General features: G+C 45.5%; 23 protein-coding genes. 10 read left to right on the forward strand and 13 right to left on the reverse strand.

Annotation, left to right across the window (positions count from 1 at the left end; all coding sequences use genetic code 11):
- The first annotated feature begins 1 nt into the window (after window position 1).
- Window positions 2-901: an SDR family oxidoreductase gene (locus LDX50_RS24340; protein WP_225698885.1), complete on the forward strand. Its 900-nt coding sequence runs from the start codon at window positions 2-4 to the stop codon at window positions 899-901.
- On the opposite strand, the gene LDX50_RS24345 is transcribed toward LDX50_RS24340, so the two are convergent.
- Together LDX50_RS24345 and LDX50_RS24350 are read right to left on the reverse strand one after the other, a co-directional pair.
- Window positions 886-1,011, reverse strand: a complete 126-nt coding sequence (locus LDX50_RS24345; RefSeq protein ID WP_225698886.1) for a MetS family NSS transporter small subunit — start codon at window positions 1,009-1,011, stop codon at window positions 886-888. The two genes, LDX50_RS24340 and LDX50_RS24345, sit on opposite strands and share 16 nt — an antisense overlap.
- Complete coding sequence (locus LDX50_RS24350) at window positions 1,008-2,510, reverse strand: sodium-dependent transporter (RefSeq protein WP_225698887.1); 1,503 nt, start codon at window positions 2,508-2,510, stop codon at window positions 1,008-1,010. The genes LDX50_RS24345 and LDX50_RS24350 overlap by 4 nt, the downstream gene beginning before the upstream one ends.
- A gap of 174 nt (window positions 2,511-2,684) precedes the next feature.
- Here LDX50_RS24350 and LDX50_RS24355 point away from each other — a divergent pair, with 174 nt between their 5' ends.
- Together LDX50_RS24355 and aqpZ are read left to right on the forward strand one after the other, a co-directional pair.
- A complete protein-coding gene (locus LDX50_RS24355) occupies window positions 2,685-4,595 on the forward strand; it encodes a methyltransferase domain-containing protein (RefSeq protein ID WP_225698888.1) in 1,911 nt (636 codons plus the stop codon).
- Window positions 4,596-4,640: 45 nt separating this feature from the next.
- A complete protein-coding gene (aqpZ, locus tag LDX50_RS24360) occupies window positions 4,641-5,321 on the forward strand; it encodes an aquaporin Z (RefSeq protein ID WP_225698889.1) in 681 nt (226 codons plus the stop codon).
- Between the two features lie 27 nt (window positions 5,322-5,348).
- Here the strand turns inward: aqpZ and prfB are convergent.
- The 7 genes from prfB to LDX50_RS24395 form a co-directional block, all read right to left on the reverse strand.
- Window positions 5,349-6,450 (reverse strand): peptide chain release factor 2 gene (gene prfB, locus LDX50_RS24365; protein ID WP_225698890.1). Its coding sequence is split into 2 segments (ribosomal slippage): window positions 5,349-6,389 and window positions 6,391-6,450, totalling 1,101 coding nucleotides; the frame shifts between segments, so codons are not numbered across the junction.
- A gap of 43 nt (window positions 6,451-6,493) precedes the next feature.
- Window positions 6,494-7,027 carry a hypothetical protein gene (locus tag LDX50_RS24370; protein ID WP_225698891.1) on the reverse strand — a complete coding sequence of 178 codons (534 nt, stop codon included), beginning with the start codon at window positions 7,025-7,027 and terminating at the stop codon, window positions 6,494-6,496.
- Between the two features lie 28 nt (window positions 7,028-7,055).
- Entirely contained in the window at window positions 7,056-8,120 is a 1,065-nt protein-coding gene (locus LDX50_RS24375) for a branched-chain amino acid aminotransferase (RefSeq protein ID WP_225698892.1), read from the reverse strand.
- A 73-nt stretch (window positions 8,121-8,193) separates the two neighbouring features.
- The gene (locus LDX50_RS24380) at window positions 8,194-8,742 is read right to left on the reverse strand and encodes a cob(I)yrinic acid a,c-diamide adenosyltransferase (protein ID WP_225698893.1); all 549 of its coding nucleotides are present in this window, start codon (window positions 8,740-8,742) and stop codon (window positions 8,194-8,196) included.
- 3 nt (window positions 8,743-8,745) lie between these two features.
- A complete protein-coding gene (locus tag LDX50_RS24385) occupies window positions 8,746-9,465 on the reverse strand; it encodes an ABC transporter ATP-binding protein (protein WP_255647394.1) in 720 nt (239 codons plus the stop codon).
- 102 nt (window positions 9,466-9,567) lie between these two features.
- Window positions 9,568-10,350: an NRDE family protein gene (locus LDX50_RS24390; RefSeq protein WP_225698894.1), complete on the reverse strand. Its 783-nt coding sequence runs from the start codon at window positions 10,348-10,350 to the stop codon at window positions 9,568-9,570.
- Window positions 10,341-10,949, reverse strand: coding sequence for a ribonuclease HII (locus tag LDX50_RS24395; protein WP_225698895.1), 609 nt, complete (start codon window positions 10,947-10,949; stop codon window positions 10,341-10,343). Before LDX50_RS24395 ends, LDX50_RS24390 begins: the two co-directional genes overlap by 10 nt.
- A 90-nt stretch (window positions 10,950-11,039) precedes the next feature.
- On the opposite strand from LDX50_RS24395, the gene LDX50_RS24400 reads away from it, so the two are divergent.
- From LDX50_RS24400 to LDX50_RS24430, 7 genes are all read left to right on the forward strand, one after another.
- Complete coding sequence (locus tag LDX50_RS24400) at window positions 11,040-11,591, forward strand: NUDIX domain-containing protein (protein ID WP_225698896.1); 552 nt, start codon at window positions 11,040-11,042, stop codon at window positions 11,589-11,591.
- A 1-nt stretch (window position 11,592) separates the two neighbouring features.
- Entirely contained in the window at window positions 11,593-12,960 is a 1,368-nt protein-coding gene (locus LDX50_RS24405; protein ID WP_225698897.1) for an MATE family efflux transporter, read from the forward strand.
- Complete coding sequence (locus tag LDX50_RS24410) at window positions 12,957-14,288, forward strand: M24 family metallopeptidase (protein WP_225698898.1); 1,332 nt, start codon at window positions 12,957-12,959, stop codon at window positions 14,286-14,288. Before LDX50_RS24405 ends, LDX50_RS24410 begins: the two co-directional genes overlap by 4 nt.
- A 184-nt stretch (window positions 14,289-14,472) precedes the next feature.
- Complete coding sequence (locus LDX50_RS24415) at window positions 14,473-15,039, forward strand: lysophospholipid acyltransferase family protein (RefSeq protein ID WP_225698899.1); 567 nt, start codon at window positions 14,473-14,475, stop codon at window positions 15,037-15,039.
- Window positions 15,026-15,313, forward strand: a complete 288-nt coding sequence (gene gatC / locus LDX50_RS24420) for an Asp-tRNA(Asn)/Glu-tRNA(Gln) amidotransferase subunit GatC (RefSeq protein ID WP_225698900.1) — start codon at window positions 15,026-15,028, stop codon at window positions 15,311-15,313. The genes LDX50_RS24415 and gatC overlap by 14 nt, the downstream gene beginning before the upstream one ends.
- A 72-nt stretch (window positions 15,314-15,385) precedes the next feature.
- Window positions 15,386-18,334 carry a tetratricopeptide repeat protein gene (locus LDX50_RS24425; RefSeq protein WP_225698901.1) on the forward strand — a complete coding sequence of 983 codons (2,949 nt, stop codon included), beginning with the start codon at window positions 15,386-15,388 and terminating at the stop codon, window positions 18,332-18,334.
- Between the two features lie 4 nt (window positions 18,335-18,338).
- On the forward strand, window positions 18,339-18,779 hold the full coding sequence (locus LDX50_RS24430) for a DUF2141 domain-containing protein (RefSeq protein WP_225698902.1): 441 nt from the start codon (window positions 18,339-18,341) through the stop codon (window positions 18,777-18,779).
- Here LDX50_RS24430 and LDX50_RS24435 read toward each other — a convergent pair.
- Genes LDX50_RS24435 through LDX50_RS24450 form a run of 4 tightly spaced genes read right to left on the reverse strand, consistent with a single transcriptional unit; the run spans window position 18,776 to window position 21,259 of the window.
- Complete coding sequence (locus LDX50_RS24435) at window positions 18,776-19,225, reverse strand: c-type cytochrome (RefSeq protein ID WP_225698903.1); 450 nt, start codon at window positions 19,223-19,225, stop codon at window positions 18,776-18,778. The two genes, LDX50_RS24430 and LDX50_RS24435, sit on opposite strands and share 4 nt — an antisense overlap.
- Window positions 19,222-19,857: an SCO family protein gene (locus LDX50_RS24440; RefSeq protein WP_225698904.1), complete on the reverse strand. Its 636-nt coding sequence runs from the start codon at window positions 19,855-19,857 to the stop codon at window positions 19,222-19,224. Before LDX50_RS24440 ends, LDX50_RS24435 begins: the two co-directional genes overlap by 4 nt.
- Entirely contained in the window at window positions 19,844-20,389 is a 546-nt protein-coding gene (locus tag LDX50_RS24445; RefSeq protein WP_225698905.1) for a CopD family protein, read from the reverse strand. The genes LDX50_RS24440 and LDX50_RS24445 overlap by 14 nt, the downstream gene beginning before the upstream one ends.
- Before the next feature lie 39 nt (window positions 20,390-20,428).
- Window positions 20,429-21,259 (reverse strand): MOSC domain-containing protein, encoded by an 831-nt coding sequence (locus tag LDX50_RS24450; RefSeq protein WP_225698906.1) that lies wholly within the window; start codon window positions 21,257-21,259, stop codon window positions 20,429-20,431.
- Window positions 21,260-21,351 lie beyond the last annotated feature (92 nt).

Consider the following 21,351-nt stretch of genomic DNA (forward strand, 5'->3'; position numbering starts at 1 on the left):
AATGAAGATACTCGTTACAGGATCGAATGGTTTACTCGGACAAAAACTGGTAAAACTCATCACTTCTTCAGGAACGCATGAGTTGATTGCAACAGCCAGGGGCACCAACAGATTGCCATTCACCGACGACTATATCTATGAGACCATGGATATCACAAATGCAGATCAGGTGATGAGCATTTGCAGTAAACACAAGCCGGAGACCATTATCCATACAGCCGCGATGACCAATGTGGATACCTGTGAGACAGACCGGGAAGAATGCTGGAAGATGAATGTGGATGCGGTAAAAAATCTTGTGGAAGCGGCCCGGCATATTCAAGCACACCTGGTACATGTCTCCACCGATTTTATTTTTGACGGGAGCCAGGGTCCGCTTACAGAAGAGGCCAAACCAGCTCCCGTGAATTTCTACGGAGAGAGCAAGCTCGCCGCTGAGCAGATTGTTCAGCAATCCAATATCTCATGGAGTATCGCGCGCACCGTACTGGTCTACGGTATTGCACATGACATGAGCAGATCAAACATTATCCTCTGGGTGAAAAACAGCCTGGAAAATCAAAAAAATATCCAGGTCGTCAACGACCAGTGGCGGACGCCTACATTGGCCGAAGATCTTGCGATGGGTTGCCTTTTACTGGCGGAAAAGAAGCAACATGGGGTTTATAACATCAGTGGAAAAGACATGTTAACGCCCTATGAGATGGCGCTTGCGACTGCTGAATTTTTCAGGCTTGATAAAAACCTGATAACCGAAACAGATGGCTCAAAATTCAAACAAACAGCCAAAAGACCTCCAAAAACAGGATTTATAATTGATAAAGCCCGGCGGGACATTGGGTTTGAACCGCACAGCTTCATGGAAGGGCTGGCCATTCTTAGGGATCAGCTCACCTCCTGATCCCTGTTTTTTTCATTCTCCTTGCGAATCGCCACGGTGAGAAAGTAAATGAACCCTCCTACAACCGTGAGGATGATCAGAATCATGGTGATGATCGATAATGTACTCATGATTTAATTATTTTCTTGTAAATCCAATTGTTTAATAAAACGCCCAGCAGGATCACAATTAACCACTGAGTAACGACCGATGCATTGCTGTATACATCAAAGAAATTCCAGTTGCCTTCCTCATCAAACCATGGGTAGTCTGAATAACCTCGCGACAGCCACCAGTAAACTAAAATGACGGCCAGCGCAATGTTAATGAACATACAGGCCACAAAATAATTTGTGTTCACACGGAAATCTGAGTCCTGATCAATAAAATCTCTTTTAAACCTGGCGGCACCGTATTTCACTACTGCAATGATGATAAACAAACCACTGATGATCAGTCCGACTCCCCATACCCAATCCTGGTTGGAAAAAATATCCAGTGACCAGGCCGAGGGAAACCCGAATACCACGCAAAACACCAGAACACGCACCGCTGCCTTGCCCCGGGTTAGCCCTAAATCCATCAGGTTACTTATGAAGAGCTCCAGCATCGGCAACAGCGAGCTGAATGCGGCCAGGAAGAACGCGAGAAAGAACAGTGCTGAAAGAAACGCACCGCCTGTGAAGGTGCTGAACAACTTGGGAATTATCGTGAATGTCAGGGCCTGATTGCCCGTCTGCAGGTATGCAATAGCCTCAGATTCCGACGGCGACAATGCGAATACAGCCGGCAAAATAGCCATGGCAGCCATTATCGAAGCGGTGTTATTACCAAAACCACCAATGAAGGTATTCAGCGTAACATCCTCTTTTTTCCGTGAGTATGACGAGAGCGTCATGATCAGTCCCCAGCCGGCTCCGGTTGACCATGCCGATTGCGATAATGCCTCTATCCAAATCGCGGGATCGGAGAAATACCTGGTATTTACAGAAAACATATATTCCAAACCACTGATGCCGTTATCCATATTCAGTGACAGAATAGAGATCAGGATGAGCATCAGAAAAAGCAAAGGAATTAAAATACGGTTGGCTTTCTCAAGGCCGTTCTGAATACCCCGAACCAACAGAACAATGCCGGCAATTACTGCCAGGATATACAAAACCACGGAACCTGTATTACCATACGCTATATGATCCCAGAAATTTTCAAGATATGCGGGATCATTCTCCAGATGTTTGGCAATGGTTGCTTCTCCGCCGAGTAAATTGAACATATTGCCGAACGACAGACCCACATACTGCAATGCCCAGCCGGTTACGACAGAATAATAAAAGGCAATTCCCAGTGTACACAGTGTAATGAAAACACCACCCCACGTAAGGCCTTTTCCCGCCGCGGAAGCATAGGAGCCAATGGTTCCCATTTTATACTGCTTGCCAATTGAAAATTCTGCCAGGAGAATCGGTATCGACCACACCAGTAAGAAGACAATCCACAGGATGAGGAACGCCCCGCCGTACTGGCCTGCAAGCCTTGGAAAACGCCATAAATTCCCCGCTCCGATGGCCATTCCTAAAGATGCCAGTACTATACCCCACCTGCTGCTGAACTGTTCTGTATGCGACATATCAAGTAAATTATCAACGGCTATAATAGGGATTTTTCCGGGTGTTTCTAAATGGGAAACTGTGCAGAATAAAAATTATGTGGTAAATGAAAAAATAATTGTGTTACACCAAATCTTTTTTATCTAACTTTCGTTCATGTGCTCGTCCGGAATGTTGTATTCGGGGCATATAAAATGAAAGCAGTACAAGCGAAAAAACAAACCAATAGGAACGGAACTGGGTTCCGCGGACCTGTAGACAATCCTGAAGCTTTTTTAAGACCTGATTGGTGGCGTAAAATATTTAACGCCATGTACCTGAAAACAGACGCTGACGTCGTTGAAGATCAAAAAATAACCGCCACTGAAGTCAGCCTCTTCACCGAAATCACTAAAATCTCTGCCAACGATGCCGTTCTTGACATGGCTTGTGGCCAGGGACGGCACCTGATCGAACTTGCCAGGCGTGGATATAAAAACCTTAACGGTATCGACCGTTCACGCTACCTAATTCAGCGGGGCAGGAATATTTCGAGAAAGGAGCAACTTCCTGTCACATTTCGTGAAGGCGACGTTCGGAAATTGCCATATCAGACAGACTCCTTCGATCTGGTGACGATCCTTGGAAATAGCTTTGGGTATTTCGAAAGTACAGATGATGATGCCCGCATAATTAAAGAAGTATTCCGGTGTTTGAAACCAAATGGTCAATTCCTTATTGATGTTTCAGATGGTGAATATATACGGAATCACTTTGCCCCACGCAGCTGGGAATGGATTGATTCAAAGCATTTCGTTTGTCGTGAGCGAACCCTTGCATCAGATAATGAACGTCTCATATCCAGGGAGGTGATCACCCATACCGATAAAGGTGTTATCGTTGATCAGTTCTATGCCGAGCGGCTTTATACCCGCGAATCACTGCGTAACCTCCTCGATTCTGTAGGCTTTTCAGATATAACTTTCCATATGGAAATCAGTCCGGATTCACAGCGAAATCAGGATTTGGGGATGATGGAACGGCGACTGATCGTTACAGCACGGGCAAAAAAGGAATGGACACCCCGCAAGGACAGAAAAAAAACAGCCAATATCGTCGTTGTCATGGGCGATCCCAAACGTTCCGACATCATAAAGCCGGATGCCGTTTTTGACGACGATGACCTGGAAACGATCAATCAGTTAAAAACTGCCCTGAGCAGCCTGGATGACTATAAAATTACGTATCTGAACAATCATCATACGCTTATTGATGATTTGGCTAAAATAAAAGGTAAAACGGACATGGTTTTAAACCTTTGTGATGAAGGTTTTAACAATGAGGCGACCAAGGAGCTGCATGTGCCTGCACTGCTGGAAATGCTGGAAATTCCCTATACCGGTTCGGGGCCTCAGTGCCTGGCATTCTGCTACGACAAGTCACTCATCCGTGGAATAGCAAGTGAGGTTGGGGTGCCTGTGGCACGCGCTTTTTTCATAAAGCCAGGTGACAACCTGTTTGAAATGAATATCGCCTTTCCCGTGATTGCCAAACCAAACTTCGGTGATTCATCCTTCGGCATAACCAGCAAAAGCGTCGCCTATTCGATAGAAGAGCTGGATGACGCAATACTGATGATTCGCGAAAAATTTGGATATGCAAAACCAATTCTGGTTGAGGAATTCCTTACAGGGCCAGAGATTTCACTTGGAATCATTGGCAATCCTCCGGAACAATACCAGATCCTGCCGATCATTGAAGAAAGCTATGAGGACTTGCCCGAAGGTCTGCCAAAAATATGTGGGTATGAAGCCAAGTGGCTGGTCGACTCACCCTATTTTAAGGCACTGAAGTCGGTCCCGGCCAATTTGCCCCGGGAAACGGAACAGGTAATTATCACCTGCAGCCTGAGATTGTTCGAACGTCTGGAATGCAGGGATTACTGCAGATTCGACTGGCGGCTTGACGAACATGGTAACCCATGCCTGCTGGAAGCCAACCCGAATCCAGGCTGGTGCTGGGACGGCCACCTGGCCAAAATGGCGGCACTGGACGGCATTTCATACCCCATGATGTTGGACAAAATTATAAATTCGGCCATCATTCGGGTAAACGGCATGCACTGATCCCAATAATTCTGCTATCTTGTTTTTAAAAAAATCATGTAAAGTATGAAAAAACTCGTAGCAGAATTCATCGGAACTTTCTGGCTCGTGCTGGGAGGTTGTGGCAGTGCTGTACTGGCCGCCGCATTTCCGGATGTCGGAATAGGCCTTCTGGGCGTATCGCTGGCATTCGGTTTAACCGTACTCACCATGGTGTATACCATTGGACCGATCTCCGGATGTCATTTGAATCCGGCAGTTACATTTGGCCTCTGGGCCGGTGGACGTTTTGAAGGAAAGGATATCCTGTCCTACGTAGTAGCACAGGTGTTGGGAGGAATCGCGGCAGCAGCAGTATTGTATATCATCTCAACCGGCAATGGAAGTTCCATCGGGGATTTTGCAGCCAATGGTTATGGAGACCACTCTCCCGGTGGATATGGTCTTACTGCAGCCTTTGTTTGCGAACTGGTGATGACATTCATGTTTCTGATCATTATCCTGGGAAGTACCGATAAAAAGGCACCTGCCGGATTTGCAGGAATTTCGATTGGCCTAGCACTCACGCTTATTCACCTGATCTCCATACCGGTTACCAATACTTCGGTGAATCCTGCCAGAAGCACCAGCCAGGCGCTATTTGTTGGCGACTGGGCTATACCACAATTATGGCTTTTCTGGGTGGCACCGATTGTCGGCGCTATCATTGCCGGTTTTATCTATAAATCGGTATTCAGCAAGGAATAAAAAAAGGCCGGGGATCCCCGGCCTTTTTTATGCGTTCTCCGACGCCTTCTCCTGATATCCCAGCAAAAAGGCCTTGATGTAATCATCCAGATCGCCGTCAAGTACATTCTGAACGTCGGTACGTTCAACGCCCGTACGTGCATCCTTGATCAGTTTGTATGGATGCAAAACATAATTTCGGATCTGCGACCCAAAATCAATTCGCATCTTGGAACTCTCAATCTTATCACGCTCGGCATTGCGTTTCTCGACCTCTATCTGGTACAGCCTCGACTTCAGCATCTTGATCGCCTTTTCCTTGTTCTGAAGCTGTGACCGCTCCTGTTGACATTCAATTACAATGCCCGATGGCTCATGGTGCAGACGAACAGCGGTCTCTACTTTATTAACATTTTGACCGCCCTTGCCCCCTGCCCGATAGGTGTCCCAACTGATATCTGCCGGATTCACATCAATTTCAATAGTATCATCGATAATCGGGTAAACATATACCGATGCAAATGAGGTATGCCTGCGCCCGCCGGAATCAAAAGGTGATATCCGAACAAGCCGGTGCACACCGATTTCCGACTTTAAATTACCATAGGCAAAATCGCCTTCGATTTCTAGTGTCGCAGACTTTATTCCCGCTGTATCACCGGCCTGGTAATTCACCTGCCGCACACTATATCCATGGGACTCACCCCACATGATATACATGCGATTCAGCATGTCTGCCCAGTCCTGGCTTTCAGTACCGCCCGCACCCGGATTGATCTCAATCATCGCGCTGAGCTGATCTTCCTCACCACTGAGCATCTTGCGAAATTCAAGATCGTCAACAAGCTTTAAGGCCTTATTATATTCACGGTCCATCTCGTCCTCACCCACCTCATCAAGCTCATAGAACTCGTAAAGTGTTTCAACATCATCAACGGCCTGTTTCATCTGCTCAAAACTGTCCGTCCATACCTTTTTAGACCGTATTTCCTTCATAATCTTTTCGGCTTCCGCCGGATCATTCCAGAAATCTGGCTGTGCCGTAAGCATTTCCTGATCTTTTACCTCTTCAATCCTGCGATCGTAGTCAAAGATACCTCCTCAAGGCCTCTGTGCGCGCCTTCAAGTCTTTCAACTCGTCTGTTGTCATAATAGTCTAATTAAATGTCAAATCTACGCGAACGCCGTTCGATTTAAAAATCACCTGCGGGCGCCGAATTCCTGATCTCCGTATAATCTATAATCTCCATGACCGATTTTCCTCCCGGTCTGAATACTTTCTTCTGAATCGCCCTCAATAGAAAACTTGATGCGATCAAACTGCCTGAAACAATAGCCACTCCCGTACTTAAACCCGCAGGCTCATCACGGATCACCACCTGATTGAGCTGATCTATCGCAATAAGGCCTATGCCGGCTACAAATAATTTACCCGGACTGCTTCTAAAACTGAAGACGGTAAAATTCCTGCCTCTTACGTCGATGGCCTCTATCTCCGAAAGTTTTATAGAATAATAGTGAAACCTGATCACATCACCCTTCAATCCCTGTATATAATCCTTTATGAATTTCTTCTCTCCCTTAACACGAAATCGCATTTCTTCTCCTTCATAAAAGACAATTTGATACGGCCGGCCAACTTTTCTCAATAATAAATAACGATCCTGTCCCCATAAATGAACGATGGGAATCAGGATAAGGAGGATGGTGACAATTCGATTTTTCATTCATTGCACCGACAGCCACCCCCGGTTTCTAAAGGGTATGCAGCCAGCCGAATTTATCTTCTGTTCGACCGTAACGTATATCATCGAGCATTCGGAGTACCCGATTTGAAAAGTCCCTGCCTTCAACGGGAGGAAGATCATAATCCTTCCCGTTATACCCGATCGTGGCAATTTGCGCAATTGTCGCCGCTGTTCCAGCACCAAAAGCCTCCTGCATTCTGCCGGTTTCAATCGCATCTACCACCTCAGCAACCTCTACTTTCCGCTCTTCTACTTCTACGCCCCAGTCTTTCGCCAGAGTAAGGACACTGTCCCGGGTGATTCCGTTTAAAATGGTATCACCAAGTGCGGCCGTAATAAGTTTACCGTCTATAATAAACATGAGATTCATCGTTCCGGATTCCTCCACATATTTGTGGTACTTACCATCTGTCCAGATCAACTGGTCATATCCTTCTTCCTGCGCCAGCCTGGCGGGATAGATTGCCGGACCATAATTACAGCCCGTCTTGCAATAACCACTTCCGCCTTCAACTGCCCGCACAAAATGCGTTTCTATCTTCACACGTACGGGCTTCGAATAGTAGGCCCCAACAGGACAGGTTATCACCATATATTTGAACCGCTGTGAGGGTCGGATACCGATGAAATCGTCGTCTGAAAAAAGAAATGGGCGAATATACAAACTGGTTCCGGGATTGACAGGAACCCACTGTCGGTCGATATCCAGCAATGCATTCAGGCTATTGTAGTACACATCCTCCGGAATTTGTGGCATACACATCCGCTTGGCTGAAAGATTCATCCGCTCAAAATTCATGTCAGGCCTGAACACAGCCACTGTACCATCTTCGTGTTTATACGCCTTTAATCCTTCAAAAATGGAAATTCCATAATGAAGCGCCGGACTTGCCGGGCTGATTTGTAAGGGCTTATAGGCGTTAATAATTGGTTTAATCCAGTTTTCTCCGTCATAGCTGATCGAAAACTGATGGTCTGAATAGATCTTGCCAAATTGGATATTGGAAAAATCTACTTTCGATATTTTAGATTCAGTAGCCTTTTCTACCTGAATGGGTTGGGTGTCCAGCATAATATTATCGTTTCATTTTATAAAAAATGACTTGCGCAAAAGTAAGGAAATCTGACTTAATTACAGTGCTACTTCAGCCTCTGGAGATCCATGGGGTCTCCTTGGCTCCAAGGGACCGTGACATTTCGCGGGAAAGAACAAAAAGATAATCAGAAAGCCGGTTCAGATAATGAACGATGATCTCATCACCGGGCTCCTCATGAAATAAATGTACCACCCTGCGTTCGGCCCTTCGGCAAACGCAACGTGCGATATGGCAAAAGGAAACATCCTGATGCCCGCCCGGCAATATGAAATTCTTCATTGGAGGTAAATTCTCCTCCAGGGAGTCTATGGCTTGCTCAAGTTCAGCTACATCAGCCGCAGAAATTGCCGGAACCTTCACTTTTTCATTCCCCGGTTCCGCTGCAAGCATGGAACCAATTACAAAAAGATTATTCTGAATTCTGACGATCAGATCCTCACGGCTCTTATTTACGGATAAATCACGCAGAAGCCCTAGGTGGGAATTCAACTCATCCACAGTTCCGTATGCTTCGATACGAACATCAGATTTTTGAACTCGTTTACCTCCAAATAGGCCGGTAGTACCGGTATCACCTGTTTTTGTATAAATCTTCATAGATCAGGAAAAGCTAACTTCCCCGGAACGTGAGATACTCTGGTTCACATCGTCACGTTCGATCAGACCATCCCGCAGCCGTACGATACGATGGGCATAGTGGGCGATGTCGTCTTCGTGCGTGACCATGATAATTGTATTTCCGTTATCGTGCAATTGCTGGAACAACGCCATAATATCATAGGAGGTCTTGGTATCAAGGTTTCCGGTGGGCTCATCCGCAAGAATGATACTAGGATCATTCACGAGTGCTCTCGCAATTGCAACACGCTGTCGCTGACCACCGGATAATTCATTGGGACGGTGATGTGCACGGTCTGCCAACCCTACACTATTCAGGGCAGCCAGGGCCTTTTCATCACGGTCGGCCTTTGAAAAACCGGCATAGATTAGGGGTAATGCCACATTCTCCAGTGCTGATGCACGAGGTAAGAGGTTAAATGTCTGAAATACAAATCCGATTTCCTTATTCCGAATCTCCGCCAATTCATTTTCGGTAAGGTCAGAAACGTCATTGTTATTTAAAATATAGGTTCCACCGGTTGGGGTATCCAGGCATCCAATGATATTCATTAAGGTTGATTTACCAGATCCGGACGGACCCATAAATGCAACATATTCACCTCTGTTGATTGTTATATCAATAGATTTCAGGGCTTCAACCGTTTGAGTACCCATTTTATAAATCTTCGAAATCTCTTTCGTTTCAATTATTTTAGACATTCGCTCTGACACTTTTATTGCTATTGCACTAAGTTACATATCTTCAACTCATTTTGCTCATGCATTTCCTTAAACGGCATGTGAACAGATTGAGTGTAACTTTTAACGTTTTAATCTTCTCGCTTGTTCAGTTCGGAATTCAAATAAGCGATCGCGATAACTGTAGGTTGAAGTATCATACGTACGCTCGAGGAACGTAACCTGACCCTTTCTGCTCTTCAAAATAACACTGGAAGTACGGCTGCCATAAGTCTCACTCTTGATGAACATCGGTGACAGCATTCGCTCCATTTCAAGGCCAACACCCGTATCAGGGAGTTTATGATCCACTGCCTTGGAATCATTGTACAACAGTTCCATGAGCCCATAAATCGAAACATCTCCTGCAATCAGCGCAGCCAGTTCACTCCTTCCCCGCTCAACCTTGGGCCAGTCATCATTTAGCAGAGCATTTGACAAACCATGAATTCCGGCTGTTACCGGACGAACCTGCCCTTCATAATTGCCATAATAGAACATTCCCTCAGGATCAGCACACAATAAATTGAACCCATTGTACTGGGCTGATATCTGATCGACAGATTCCAGGTATTCTGAAGAAGACTTATTCGCCTTGAAATAATCAGAAACCAGTGCACCGCGGGAGGGGGCATCCTGCCTGATGTTTTTCAAATCCCTGAAATTAGTTAACATGGCCAACCGGCCATGCACATCGAGCCCAAGCCATGTGCCCCCGCCTTCCAAATCCTTCCCGGCAATCATCCATGGTGGGTCAGACCAGATATGGGCCGGTTCTGTCGGACGGGCATAGAATTCATCACGGTTGGCCGCCACGATGAGGTCATAATCCGGGTGTGCGTCGATGGCAAAAAGGATCAGGCACATGTGGATTCAAAAAGTGACAGCTGTTCGGGTAACTGACGAAATGATTTCCTGTGATACGGTGTTAGTCCGTTTTCCCTGATTGCATTCCGATGCTTTTCTGTGGGATAACCCTTATTGTTCTCCCAATCGTAAACGGGAAATTCGAGTGCTTTGCTTTTCATCCATTCATCCCGGTAGGTTTTTGCCAGGATCGAGGCCGCTGCAATGGATAAAAACTTACTGTCTCCCTTGATCACACATTCGAACGGAATATCGTTATGAGGCTTATACCGGTTCCCGTCGATCAGCAATAGTTCAGGACACTTACTGAGTTTCTCAATGGCAAGGTGCATCGCACGGTAGGAGGCATTCAATATATTGATGTCGTCAATTTCCTCGTTATGGACCATGGCAACACCATAAATTGCCTCACGCTCAATTTCCAGCCGAAGGATATCGCGCTTTTTCTCAGTGAGTTGCTTGGAGTCATTCATAAATGGATGATGATAATCCCTTGGCAGGATCACCGCAGCTGCAACCACCGGCCCTGCAAGACATCCTCGCCCGGCTTCATCACAGCCGGCCTCCAGCAAATCAACAGAAAAATGTGTTTGAAGCATATGTAAAGATACATGCTCACTTCAGACATAAAAAGGACTATTCCGCTGAAATTAGGAGTGGTCAAAAAAACAAATTGCTAGCTTTGGGGGATGAGTGATAAAAATAACCCCTGGAAGCGTATTTCTTCAACTGAAATTTATTCAAATCCATGGATCACCGTTACCGAGGATCAGGTCATAAACCCAGGCGGCGGTAAGGGAATTTATGGAAAGGTGCATTTCAAGAATATCGCGCTCGGCATCATTCCACTTGATGACGAGGACAACACATGGCTGGTGGGACAGTACCGGTATCCGCTCGACCGATACAGCTGGGAAATTCCGGAAGGCGGTGGCCCTGAAAATACGGATCCGCTGGAATCAGCGAAACGGGAGTTACGGGAAGAAACAGGTATTACTGCTGATTCATGGGAGAAAATTATTACCCTGCATACATCAAACTCCGTAACGGATGAAATCGCCTTCGTTTATCTCGCAACGCACCTTTCCTTTGGTCAATCTCAGCTCGAAGAAAGCGAAACAGATCTTGTGTTGAAAAAGGTACACCTCAGGGAAGCCCTGGAAATGGTACTGAATCATGAAATTACAGACAGTATCAGTATGGCTGGTATCTTGAAAGCAGCGCGCCTCCGCGGGTATTGAAATGCATCAAAATTACAGGGAACATATTAAAAAGAATTTCCTGCTGGCATATCCGGTGATGCTGAGCCAGTTGGGGCATATGATGGTGAGTGTTGCCGACAGTGTCATGGTAGGTCAGCTTGGCGCAACACCACTGGCCGCTGCCTCCCTTGCCAATGTGATTTTCACGATTGTACTGATGTTTGGCATAGGTGTTTCATACGGCGTTACACCCCTCGTGGCAGCAGCGGATGGTGAGGGGGATCACCAGAGGTCAGCCCAGTTATTGAAACATGCCTTCGTCATCAATCTTTTAACAGGCATTCTTCTTTTTCTAATTATTATTCTTGCCTCACCCGGACTTTACTTACTTGATCAGCCGGCAGATGTCGTGGAACTGGGCATCCCCTATCTGGGCATCATCACATTTTCGATCATCCCCCTGATGCTGTTCCAGTCGGGCCGGCAATTTGCCGAAGGGTTATCCAGAACAAAAATGGCAATGGTGATTGTGATCGTGTCCAACCTGTTCAATGTGGCCCTGAACTACCTTCTCATTTATGGAAAGCTGGGGTTTCCGGCATTGGGTCTTAACGGGGCCGGATGGGCATCGCTTCTTTCCCGTATAATCCTCGCGGCCTGGATGATAGCGTATCTTTATTATGGCAAAAAATTCAAACGGTACAGAGCCGGATTCCAAATAGGTGAATACTCCAGGTATTTTATCCGGCGGATAACCAACATCGGCATACCGGCAGGATTTCAATATATATTTGAAGTAGGGGCGTTTGGTTTTGCGGTAATTATGATGGGATGGCTGGGCACCAAATCACTCGCAGCGCATCAGATAGCAGTTAACCTTGCTGCGGTAACGTATATGGCGGCTTCGGGATTGTCGGCAGCCGCAACCATTCGCGTGGGCAACCAGTGGGGAAAAAAAGATATTCCTACCCTTCGCGCCGCCGCATTCTCCATATACGGCATGGTCATCGTTTTCATGTCCTTTACGGCCATCATTTTTATTACGGCGCGGTACTTTCTGCCTTCCCTTTATATCCATGATGAAGAAGTGATCTCAATTGCCTCCACCTTACTGATCATCGCCGGATTCTTTCAGCTCTCCGATGGGATACAGGTAGTGAGTCTTGGAGCTCTGCGCGGACTCGAAGATGTAAAGATACCCACGCTGGTGACCTTCTTTGCCTACTGGGTTGTTGCACTTCCAACCGGTTATCTGCTCGCATTCAGGTTTAATATGGGTCCTACCGGTATTTGGATCGGACTGCTGAGCGGCCTTACGCTAACCGCCATCTTTTTGTTTTTCAGATTTAACAGGATTACTGCCCGGATGATGCCTGAAAAATCAGAAATTGCTAATTTGGCTGAATGAATACTTTCACGAAATACTTCCTGATTCTTTTTACGTTCATTACCATCAGTTCATTTGCCCAGATTCCGGTTATTTTACCGATGAAAGAACGGGCCCGCGTGATTGATGAAATCCTTGATGAGCGAATTAAAACGGTATTACCAGATATAATGAGAAAAAATGATCTCGATATGTGGGTGATCATTAGCCGTGAATACAACGAAGATCCTGTAATCAAAACCTTCCTGCCATCAACGTGGCTTGCTGCCCGCAGAAGAACGATCCTCGTGATTTATGACCCGGGGGAAGGAAAAGACCTTGAGACGCTTGCTGTAGCCAGATATGATGTGGGCACAATGTTCAAAAAAAGCTGGGACAAGGAACAACAGCCGGATCAGTGGGCAAGATTGGTAGAAATTATCAATGAACGAAATCCCTCCAGGATCGGTGTGAATACTTCTGAAAATTATGGCCATGCCGACGGGATGGCTTCCACAGATCTTGAAATATTCCGGGAACGTCTTGGTAAAAAATATGCGCAACGAATCGTTTCTGCTGAAAAAGTAGCCGTCGGATGGCTTGAAACACGCAGCGCTACGGAATTGGTGATTTATGGGAACGTATGCAGCATTGCACATCAAATCATCAAGGAAGCGTTTTCTTCGGAAGTAATTCATCCCGGAATCACTACCACAGACGACGTGGTATGGTGGCTTCGCGACCGGATTCGCAGCCTGGGATTGGTGACCTGGTTTCATCCAACCGTTTCTATTCAACGGGCAGATCCTGAATCTTTCGACCATCTTCGCAGTTTTTCTAATCGGCCTGACAACCAGGTAATCCAGCCAGGTGATTTACTTCATGTTGATTTCGGTATCACCTACCTGCGCCTGAATACAGACACTCAGCAACACGCATATGTTCTTCGCCCGGGTGAAAATGAAGCCCCGGAATACCTGAAAAAAGCACTGGACAGAGGAAACAGACTACAGGATATCTTCACTAATAACTTCAGCGAAGGTAAGACAGGAAATGAGATCCTTAAAGAGTCACGTGAACAGGCCATCGCAGAGGGAATTAAACCTTCCATCTATTCACACCCTATCGGTTTTCATGGTCATGCCGCCGGAACAACACTGGGTATGTGGGACTCTCAGGAAGGTGTGCCCTACACGGGTGACTATCCGTTGCATGTAAATACGGCCTATGCGATCGAGCTGAATGCGGCAACCTACATCGAAGAGTGGAAAAAAGAGATCAGAATTATGCTGGAAGAAGACGCTTTCTTCCTTCAGGAAGGTGTGCGATACATCGACGGACGACAAACCGAACTTATCCTGATCCGCTAAGATGCTGCGAATCCTACGTAAGGGAATTCGAATTTTGTATGCACTCTATGCATTCCTTGTATTTTGTGTATTCTTTATTCTCTTTTTCCCCTTCTTCATGATTCCCATTATTTTTCCTTCCCTTCATAACTGGGTTGGGATTATTAACCGGATTTGGGCTCATATATTTTTCAATTTGATATTTATGCCGGTTTCAGTGGAAATGCATTTTACCCCTGAGAAGGATAAAGTCTATATTTTCTGTCCGAACCATTTCAGCTATCTTGACATCCCGGCAATGGGGCTTAATCCGGTAAATGCCATATTCGTTGGAAAGAACGATATGGAAAAAATTCCCCTTTTTGGTTACATGTACAGAAAACTGCACATTACAGTAAACAGGGAGAGCGTCAAAAGCCGGTATGAAACCCTCCTGAGGGCCGGAAAAGCCGTGGAGGATGGAAAAAGCCTGACGATCTTCCCTGAAGGAGGAATTATTACACGCCATCCCCCTGTAATGGCCCGCTTCAAGGATGGTGCATTTCGCACAGCTATCGAAAAACAAATCGAAATAGTACCCGTAACAATTCCCTATAATTGGATAATTTTACCGGATTCGACATTTTTACCAAAACGTCATAGTATGAAAGTAATCTTCCATGAACCCATAAGTACTCTGGGAATGACGCTCAGTGAAACCGGTTCATTGCGTGAGAAGACCTTCAGAATAATTGACGCGGAGTTAAAGAAATATTTTAATGAAGATCGATAAGGACTTACTCAACAAGATTGCCCATCTGGCCCGGCTGGAATTCGATGAGAATACCGCCGAAGAAATGATGAAGGACATGAGTGAAATCCTGACGTGGGTTGAAAAACTTAATGAACTCGATACCGATGGTGTCGACCCGCTCACAACAATGTCACATGAAGTGAACGTGTTGCGTGAAGACCGGGTAGGACCTCATTTGAGTCGGGAGAAAGCGTTGAAAAATGCACCCAACAAGGATTCTGAATATTTCAGGGTCCCTAAAGTGCTTGAATAAGCTATGCAAAACTTAATTTTTTGGCGCCATTGGTCGCCGGGACAGCGAGCTCTATATTTTTTTATTTTCATCTTGCTGATCCTCTTAGGAATCACCATAGTCGTACTGGAACTGGCGGGCATCGGCTCGCTGATCGGCTGGGATACGTTCGCCAGAACCGAAACCATGAATATACCTGTTCAGGATTTCAGCCTCGGACCTTTCCAGTTTTCTGTAGATGCTCCCGCACAGATATTCTGGCAGTTCTTCAGTGGCGGCGAAAACTTTATTCCGATATGGTCCTACTATTCATTCCTGGCGATTGCTGCATTTTGCTTCATCACACTGGCAACGGTTATTTCACACCTTCGCGGTTTCTGGTATTTTGTCGGGGCGTCCCTCCTGATCGCCGCCCTCGTATCACTTAACCTTGAGCTCCTTTTTCTTTTCAACACCGAATCGAAAGAAGGATTAATCCTGGCGCTTATCCTGTATGTCCCTGCGACTTATATCTTCAATCGGATCAAATCAAATGTTCCGTTCATTAAGCGATGGGTGTTCTTCCTGTCGGTGACCATCATTTTCGCGCTGATCATCTATCAATTCTCAGAGGTGAAGAACCCTTTCCTCTACCTGGCCACATCGTCATTTTATATGATGATGATCCTGTCAGTGATTTTTACGCTGATGGTAGCCCATGAAATTTTAATTGCCATAATCAGGCTACTGACCGCCAATGCAGAAGGAAACAGCAGCAGCGCTCTTCGGCATTTCCTGATTTTCTGCTTTGTATACCTGGCTATTCTTTTGATGGCATGGCTGAAGGAATCCAACCTGGTGACCTGGGAACTGATCTATATTAACCTTTTTGTTTTATTACTGGTTTCAGCGTTTCTGGGGATCTGGGGATTCGCACAACGGGAAGTTCAATACAGCTACCTCATGTCTTTTGAACCGGTGGGCGCATACTTCTATGTTTCTATGATGCTTGCCGCACTCACAACCCTAACCCATTTGATGTTCACCGGAAATGATCCGGGGAAAGAAGTATTTCGTGATTTTGTCGTAAACGGCCATCTCGCTTTCGGGATTATCTTTCTGCTCTATGTGATGGCTAATTTCATCGGTCCGCTGGGAAATAACCTGCCCGTATTTAAAATACTGTTTAAGCCGACCAGCATGCCCTACTTCACATTCCGGCTGGTAGGTATCATTACATTCCTTGGCTTTATCCTCCCGGCAGGTAAAAGTGTTTCCGTGTTTCAGACCCGGTCTGCATACTACAATGGCCTGGGTGATATGTACCTCTATGACAATCAACCCCTTTTCGCACTCAGGTATTACCAGGATGGCGCGAGCTATGGTTTCAATAACCACAAATCGAATTACTCACTCGGCAAATTTTATGCGAACGAAGGAGCACACGCACGGGCCATTCCATATTTTCAGCGGGCCATCAGCAAATGGCCAACACCACAAAGCTATATCGATCTGGCCAATGCATATATTGAAACCAGCCGGTTGTTCGATGCGGTATTCATTCTCAAAGAAGGGGTTGACAAATTTCCGGATAACTATGAAATTTTAAATAATCTCGGCCTTACCTTCAACGAGGTTAATATCATCGACAGTGCCTATATATTCATGGACCGGGCACATGAGTTACGCGATGAGCAAACAGCATCTGCGAGTAATATAACGGGTCTGCTTATTAAAAATGATATCCGGGTAAATGCAGATTCAGTCATTGAACGCTACGTGGACCGTACAGATCCGATCTCCAGAAACAATGCGTTTGTCTTGAAAAATATGCAGCACGAAGCATGGAATACGGAAGGGTCATCCTACGACTCGGCTCTTTCATTTGTGCAAAGCTCAGTGGTATTCAACGAAACACTGAATTACCTCTACCGCCAGGATTCATTCCCGTCCTCAGAATTACACCGTCATACGCTGTATCCTTTTAACAGCCGTTACCGCGACATCCTGGAATTCAGTGAAGCTCTGAATCTGAAAAAGGATCATCAGGTGAACAATGCCTTTCGGTTGATTAATGCCATGGGGAACCGATCTGAAGAAAAGGACTATTTCGAAATTGGAGGAAAATGGGCATTGGAGGAAAATGCTCCCTTTGTGGCTGTTCAGTATTTCAGCTGGTCTGTCGACCGTAATAATCCGAATGCACGCTTTAATCTGGCAGTAGCATTTTCTGAAAACCACCAAATCCAAAATGCTGTCCCGCTTTGGCAGGAGCTCGCAAATGATAAGGAGGATCAGGGATCGGTGGTTGCCTCAACAATGCTGGAAATATATCAGAGCAGCAGGGATGCTGTCATCGCTGAAAATGATAGCCGGAAATATCTTTTCCTCCGCTATAATACAGATCTGCAGGATACGACCAATTACGTGAAGATCGCATCGACCATAAACGATACCGACCTGAAGGCCAGGGCATACCTTTATGCCAGTCAATACCTTCTTGAAAAAGACAGAACAGCCTCGGCCATCGCCATGTTCGCACACATTTCCGGGTTACAGATATCCGATACAGCACTGTATGAGGAAATTGTCTGGCATGACCTCGAGCTGCTGGCTGCCAGTAAAAATATTAGAGGTCTGGCCGACCGTATTAATGACGGAATCGAGTTTGATCAGCACCATCTGTTGGAAAAACAGTATTACACAGCCCTGATCAAAGCCGCAAGCGGAGACTCGTCAGCCCTGCCAATTTTTGAATGGGTGGCTCAAAGCAATCCGTTTAAAGAAGATGCCGTGGTTACAGCGGCAAGCTATATTTCAGCATCCGACAGGTTTCTGGCCTATGATTTGCTCGTGAATGCCATAGAAATAAACCCGAACTCAGTGCGCCTTTTAAAAGCTTATATTTTACAGTGTGCCGAAACACAACTGGATTCATATGCAAGCCTCAGCCTGGAAGAACTGAGGGAGATCATCCCGAAATCTGAATTCGACGAGTTTTATGCTGAATATCTGAACAGGGTGGCTGAGGTTAAAGAAAGAGAAGAAAACTTTATTGAATAAAACCATGCGGATATACGCTGTCATGATGATCGTGGGAATGTTCATCACCGGAAACCTGAATGCCCAGGACAAAGGTTCATTGAAAATTACCGTTCAGAATATCAAAGACCACGGGGGCTCGATCCACGTTGCACTATACACCTCGGAAGATACATTTTTAGAGCTGGATCATATCACACTAAACCAATCCGCCCCGGTCAATGAAGAATCATCCATTGTGATCATTATTGAAAACATTCCAACCGGCAAATACGGATTAAGTATTTTTCACGACGTAAATGACAACGGCGAACTTGATACCAATTTCATGGGTATACCGAAAGAGCCTTTCGGATTTGGAAATGATTCCATGGGCGCCTTTGGCCCGCCATCCTTTGAAAATGCCTCAGTTCAGGTAGAAAAGGGCACTATATCAACCACAATAAAACTTAAATCGATTTTTTAATTCCCTTCGCCACATTCAGCAAGAATCCGCGTCACTTCTGTAACAGGAACAAATCGCTTATTTTCACTGAATGTATTGAAAACATATGTTCCTATCTCGGCAACTTCAAGATCAGTGAGCATGTTAAGGGGAGGCATAATCTGGTTATATGTTTTGCCGTTCACAACAATCTCGCCCTGCTTCCCATTCTTGATTATACAAATGATCGCTTCATAATTGTTAGCCAGGTAATCCGAATCCTTTAACGGGGGATAAAGATCCGCCAGACCTGTGCCATCCTGCTGGTGACAATTGGAGCAATATTGCAGGAACAGCGTTTCCCCGGCCACCATGTATTGAGCTTTTTTCATATTGTCCTCCTGTGACATTTCACTTCCGGAAGTTGAAGAAGAATTACAGGAGGTCAGTGCCCAGGCAGTTAGTAATACAAAAAGGAAGTTTTTCATCCGTTATATTCTTTTTTTAGTCGTTTAATGTCATTCATAAGCCGATCTACCTGATCGGGTTTGGTGCCGTCATATATTCCGCGAATCCTGCGTTCCTTGTCAACAAGAATGAACGCTCCGCTATGAATATAGCCGCCCGGTTCCGTCGAATCTTCCGCCGCGGTCACAATATAGCTCTTCTGCCCTATTTCAAAAATCTTTTCCTTATCACCGGTAACGAATCGCCATTGATTCCCGGTTACACCCAGGTCCTTTGCAAATTCGTGCAGCAGCGCCACAGTATCATGAGTCGGATCAATACTGTGCGATAATATGCCAATTTCCGGATCATCCCGGAATTCCTCATAAACACGCAGCATCTGTGTTTTCATGATCGGGCAAATCGTCGGACAGGATGTAAAGAAAAAATCCGCGACATAGATCTTGTCTTCGAATGTTTCATTTGTCACGAAATTACTATCCTGATCAACAAATTTAAACTCGGCGATCGTGTGGTAAATAGTATCTGTGCCATCAATTTCCTTCCTTCCCAAAATAGGAAGATCTTCCTCGTTACCTGGCTCATTAGAACACGAAACAGCGCAGATTCCAATGACGAAAACCAGGCCAAATATGAACTTATTCCTTTTCATTTTTCAATCGAACGTTTTTATACAATCGTATCGCTACGAATAAAATTATTGCCAAAATCACAAATCCAGCGAGCCCTATCACCATATTCATTGCGCTTTTCAGCACAATCAGGAAAACAATGCCAAACAGGAACAATGTTGCAACCTCATTCCAGATGCGCAGCTGCTGTGAAGTAAAGCGGATCGAATGGTTCTGAAGCTGACGATATATGCGATGACACAGCAGCTGATATACATATAACAATAATACCAGCACAAGTTTCAGCTGCATGAAACCCTGAGATAAATATTCAGGTATTAAATACAACAACCACAAACCAAAGATAAGTGTCAGAATAGCTGATGGCCATGTAATTCCCAGCCATAACCTGCGGGCATTTCTTACATATTCCTGAATTAACACAGACCTTGCCGGCTCTTCCCGCTCATTGGCCTCAATGTGATAAATGAAAATCCGCACAATATAGAAAAGCCCTGCGAACCATGTCACAACAAAAATTATATGCAGTGCTTTGATATAAAGATAGGTCATACGCCACGGTTTACGTCAAAGTTACACAGCAACACCAAATTAGAGCGGATCATACGGAGATTCTTTGCGAAGAAGTATCTGAACGGCATCCCCTTCATGAATAATGCCGTCGGACTGCACAGAGGCATGCTGCCCGAAAACTACTTTACCATCAATTTTCCGGCCTGCCAGCATCTGCAATGGCTCCTTCCCGGCAATACCCGAATCCGGATCAATGGTAGTTACAACACATCTTTCACATGGTTTAAGAGCTGAAAATTTTACTCCCCCCACAATAATTTCCTTCCAGAAAAATTCTTCGTATTCAGGAGTACCATCGATGACCAGATTCGGTCGAAATCTGCGGGGATCCGGTTGTAATCCTGTTTTCTCCGATACATCGTCAAGGCTTGATTTGCCAGTAACCAGGTAAGCATATCCATCAGCAAAACTTACCAGGTCCCTGCCCGTATGCCATCTTTTACCAATGATTCGTTCAGAATCGGCTGGCATATAGACAAGTTTGATCTCCTCACCAAGTAAATTGGAAAACCACTGACTAACCATTTTATCCGGCTCAATCGCAGATACAACATCATCCCAGACGGTCACCTGTAACTCTTCACCATGAACCGGATTTAGGTTAAGCCGACATGGTGTAGGCTCATCCGGATGACTGATTACAAGCATATCATGGGATATTGCTACATTAAATCTATAAAGTTCCTTTCGCTGACGAACCGAAATAAACCGGTTATCCTGGTCACAAAGCATGAACCTGCGGTCTCCCTCCAGGCCCCTGAGCCCAGCCAGTGCGCTTTTCACCCGTATACCGGGAAGTGATTTCACCGGATAATACCATATTTGAGCAAGTCTTGGCAATTCTGTCATTCCCTATTGAAACTGATGCTGTTGAAAATTACGTTAAACAAAAGTATGACTGATTATTCTGTTATACTTTTTTGATAATTTCAGGATACTCC

It is taken from the genome of Fulvivirga sedimenti, assembly GCF_020328055.1.

What these genes read in the sequence shown, in the direction of transcription:
- LDX50_RS24380 (WP_225698893.1), bottom strand. Translation starts at nt 8,742, where the DNA reads ATGAAGATTTATACAAAAACAGGTGATACCGGTACTACCGGCCTATTT.
- LDX50_RS24340 (WP_225698885.1), top strand. Translation starts at nt 2, where the DNA reads ATGAAGATACTCGTTACAGGATCGAATGGTTTACTCGGACAAAAACTG.
- LDX50_RS24350 (WP_225698887.1), bottom strand. Translation starts at nt 2,510, where the DNA reads ATGTCGCATACAGAACAGTTCAGCAGCAGGTGGGGTATAGTACTGGCA.
- LDX50_RS24440 (WP_225698904.1), bottom strand. Translation starts at nt 19,857, where the DNA reads ATGAAAAGGAATAAGTTCATATTTGGCCTGGTTTTCGTCATTGGAATC.
- aqpZ (WP_225698889.1), top strand. Translation starts at nt 4,641, where the DNA reads ATGAAAAAACTCGTAGCAGAATTCATCGGAACTTTCTGGCTCGTGCTG.
- LDX50_RS24445 (WP_225698905.1), bottom strand. Translation starts at nt 20,389, where the DNA reads ATGACCTATCTTTATATCAAAGCACTGCATATAATTTTTGTTGTGACA.
- LDX50_RS24390 (WP_225698894.1), bottom strand. Translation starts at nt 10,350, where the DNA reads ATGTGCCTGATCCTTTTTGCCATCGACGCACACCCGGATTATGACCTC.
- LDX50_RS24370 (WP_225698891.1), bottom strand. Translation starts at nt 7,027, where the DNA reads ATGAAAAATCGAATTGTCACCATCCTCCTTATCCTGATTCCCATCGTT.
- gatC (WP_225698900.1), top strand. Translation starts at nt 15,026, where the DNA reads ATGAAGATCGATAAGGACTTACTCAACAAGATTGCCCATCTGGCCCGG.
- LDX50_RS24395 (WP_225698895.1), bottom strand. Translation starts at nt 10,949, where the DNA reads ATGCTTCAAACACATTTTTCTGTTGATTTGCTGGAGGCCGGCTGTGAT.
- LDX50_RS24450 (WP_225698906.1), bottom strand. Translation starts at nt 21,259, where the DNA reads ATGACAGAATTGCCAAGACTTGCTCAAATATGGTATTATCCGGTGAAA.
- LDX50_RS24345 (WP_225698886.1), bottom strand. Translation starts at nt 1,011, where the DNA reads ATGAGTACATTATCGATCATCACCATGATTCTGATCATCCTCACGGTT.
- LDX50_RS24430 (WP_225698902.1), top strand. Translation starts at nt 18,339, where the DNA reads ATGCGGATATACGCTGTCATGATGATCGTGGGAATGTTCATCACCGGA.
- LDX50_RS24435 (WP_225698903.1), bottom strand. Translation starts at nt 19,225, where the DNA reads ATGAAAAACTTCCTTTTTGTATTACTAACTGCCTGGGCACTGACCTCC.
- LDX50_RS24375 (WP_225698892.1), bottom strand. Translation starts at nt 8,120, where the DNA reads ATGCTGGACACCCAACCCATTCAGGTAGAAAAGGCTACTGAATCTAAA.
- LDX50_RS24410 (WP_225698898.1), top strand. Translation starts at nt 12,957, where the DNA reads ATGAATACTTTCACGAAATACTTCCTGATTCTTTTTACGTTCATTACC.
- LDX50_RS24355 (WP_225698888.1), top strand. Translation starts at nt 2,685, where the DNA reads ATGAAAGCAGTACAAGCGAAAAAACAAACCAATAGGAACGGAACTGGG.
- LDX50_RS24400 (WP_225698896.1), top strand. Translation starts at nt 11,040, where the DNA reads ATGAGTGATAAAAATAACCCCTGGAAGCGTATTTCTTCAACTGAAATT.
- LDX50_RS24415 (WP_225698899.1), top strand. Translation starts at nt 14,473, where the DNA reads ATGCCGGTTTCAGTGGAAATGCATTTTACCCCTGAGAAGGATAAAGTC.
- LDX50_RS24385 (WP_255647394.1), bottom strand. Translation starts at nt 9,465, where the DNA reads ATGTCTAAAATAATTGAAACGAAAGAGATTTCGAAGATTTATAAAATG.
- LDX50_RS24405 (WP_225698897.1), top strand. Translation starts at nt 11,593, where the DNA reads ATGCATCAAAATTACAGGGAACATATTAAAAAGAATTTCCTGCTGGCA.